This window comes from Mycolicibacter icosiumassiliensis (assembly GCF_900078685.2).
GTDB classification, from domain to species: Bacteria; Actinomycetota; Actinomycetes; order Mycobacteriales; family Mycobacteriaceae; genus Mycobacterium; species Mycobacterium icosiumassiliensis.
On the sequence record NZ_LT546196.1, the window covers coordinates 1 to 1,649 of the forward strand.

General features: G+C 63.4%; 3 protein-coding genes. 2 read left to right on the forward strand and 1 reads right to left on the reverse strand.

Annotation, left to right across the window (positions count from 1 at the left end):
- Nucleotides 1-186 precede the first annotated feature (186 nt).
- Nucleotides 187-483, reverse strand: a complete 297-nt coding sequence (locus tag BN4346_RS49810) for a helix-turn-helix domain-containing protein (RefSeq protein ID WP_067977089.1) — start codon at nucleotides 481-483, stop codon at nucleotides 187-189.
- A gap of 120 nt (nucleotides 484-603) precedes the next feature.
- Between BN4346_RS49810 and BN4346_RS46885 the strand changes: the two genes are divergently transcribed.
- Complete coding sequence (locus tag BN4346_RS46885; RefSeq protein WP_154677702.1) at nucleotides 604-1,116, forward strand: helix-turn-helix domain-containing protein; 513 nt, start codon at nucleotides 604-606, stop codon at nucleotides 1,114-1,116.
- Nucleotides 1,100-1,649: Arm DNA-binding domain-containing protein (locus BN4346_RS46890; RefSeq protein WP_407695174.1), on the forward strand; the 550-nt coding region annotated here is incomplete at its 3' end. The genes BN4346_RS46885 and BN4346_RS46890, both read left to right, overlap by 17 nt.

A 1,649-nucleotide genomic window follows, 5' to 3' on the forward strand; every position in this document is an offset into this window, starting at 1 on the left:
GGTTCGTGATCTGTCATCATGGGGACTACCTGCTTCCTTTTGAGGGTTGGTGGGTGTGAGCGGTCCCCGCCGGTGCTGGTAACACCGGGTTCACGGGGGCCGTTCTGCTATTCGGACGCATGTCCGGGGTCAGGTCGTTGTCGACCAGGCCGAGGTCGGCGTGGCTTTCTTGCGGGTACTGCCGCATTAGGCGGCACCGTCCACGCGGTTGGCGGCCAGGTAAGCGAGCACGTCAGCACGCAAGTAGCGGACACGCCGACCAACACGGGTAAAGGGAATCCCCTTGCCCAGATAGCGATCCTGCGCGAGCGCCGCCTCGGTGCTGCCGATCAAGCCAGCAACGGCCTTCGGCATGGCGACCGCGGGGAGCACGTCCGTGGGGATCTGGCGGGCAAGGTCGTTGACTAACTGCTGAAGCTCCGGCGACATGGTTCCGCCGGGTACTGCGGGCCTGGTGGTGGGTGGACTCTTCAAGACGATCATCTCCCTTTTGATTGTGGAGAGATCGAAATGATCCCTCCTCGATCATCGTTGTACATCACGTTCGTTCACAGGTCAAGGCGACACGTGAAAGATCGAGATGATCGCCGTATGCTGCTTGCCATGTCGGCCGACGAACAGCGCAAGAAAAACCCACTCGGCCCTACCGGCAAGACCGTTGCCAACAATGTGAAGCGGCTGCGCGAGAAACACGGCTTGGAGTACACGCAATTGGCCGACCGCCTGGCAGCCCTGAAACGGCCGATACCGACGCTCGGGCTGCGGCGGGTCGAGGCCGGTGACCGCCGCGTAGACGCAGACGATCTGGTGGCTCTAGCGATCGCGTTGGGGACCAACCCGAACGCTTTACTGCTCCCGCCGTCTGCGGATGCCGAGCATGTTCTTACGGTCACCGCGGCCGGTATGCGACCGGCCTGGCAGGTGTGGAAATGGGCGCGGGGAGAGTTCCCGCTGACGTACCCACAGCAGGTGCCCGAAGGCGTGCCTGAACAGAATCGTGGGGCCTATGCCCAGGCATACTTTGAGAGCAATGCCGATCCCGCGATGCAGGACTGGACAAGGAGTCCCAATATCAGCATCGTGACGGCGGGTGACGATGATGGCGACGATCAGTAAGTACGAGCTTCCCCGTAAGGGCAAGGACGGCAAGCCAATTGAGCCTGTCGTGCGTTACCGGGTTCGGTACCGCACACCGGATCATCGTCAGACTGACAAGCGTGGGTTCGCCACGAAGAAGGCCGCTGAGGCGTTCGCGGCCACCGTCGAGGTCTCCAAGCTCAAAGGCGAGTATGTGGCGCCGGCGCTCGGGAAGATCACCGTGGGCGAGCTGGGGCCGGGATGGTTGAAGCGCCAGCAGGGGGTGATGAAGCCCTCGGCGTATCACTCGATCGAGTCGGCGTGGCGGGTGCACGTACAGCCCAGGTGGGCCAGGACGCAGATAGCGGAGATCGCCTACTCCGATGTGCAGGCGTGGATCACGGAGCTGGCGACGAAGCGCAAGGCGACGCTGGTCATCACGGTCTACTCGGTGCTGGCGCGGATCCTGGACGATGCGGTGCGAGATCGCCGGCTGGCCGCGAACCCGGCCCGTGGGGTGAAGCTGCCGACCCGTGCTCGCCGGAAGAACGTGTACATGACGGCCGATCAGC